Source organism: Thiolapillus sp., from assembly GCF_048562965.1.
Classification (GTDB): Bacteria; Pseudomonadota; Gammaproteobacteria; order Chromatiales; family Chromatiaceae; genus Thiolapillus; species Thiolapillus brandeum_A.
This window is the reverse complement of the sequence record NZ_JBHNMF010001703.1, coordinates 1-506: the sequence shown is the minus strand read 5'-3', so window position 1 is coordinate 506 and position 506 is coordinate 1. Positions and strand designations below refer to the sequence as shown.

1 protein-coding gene is annotated in these 506 nt (G+C 56.9%); it reads right to left on the bottom strand.

Translation table 11 applies throughout. The features are described 5' to 3' along the window. On the bottom strand, positions 1-434 hold a 434-nt coding region (locus ACOCD2_RS26310; RefSeq protein WP_419626465.1), incomplete at its 3' end, for a type I restriction enzyme endonuclease domain-containing protein. Positions 435-506: the final 72 nt, after the last annotated feature.

The following is a 506-nucleotide window of genomic DNA, read 5'->3' as shown; positions in this document are numbered from 1 at the left end:
GCCCAGTTGTCAGCCAGAAGCTCGGCCTGCTCGACAACCCGATCCACGGTTTCCTTCTTTGCATCCGGTGGATAACTGTGCCGGGCCAGCGACACCGTGATCATGGCCATCATCTCGGCACGGGCGGATTTGCGGGTCTGCCAGTTGATGGTGGCGGATTTCCGGAGCTCGTCGGTCAGCTCATGGGCCAGTGCTCTTAGCGTGGGGTGCCCCAGTTCACGAACCGTGCTTTCGTTCTGCACGAGCGCCTGGTAGAAAGCGAACTCTTCGTCGGTCAATCCTTCTGGTGGTTTGGCTTCATTGATTTCTCTGGCTAGTTGGATCCATTCCTCGATCACCTGCACCGTGGTCAACGCCCGGTTTCGGTACTTGTTGATTCCCTCCTCCAGCTTCTTGGTGAACTCCTTGGCCTGCACCAGGTTCTTGGTGGGCATCTCCGAGATCTGCTGGAGGAAGGACTCATCCAATACGGGGTAGTGACCGGGTGTCAATGGCCAATAATTTTG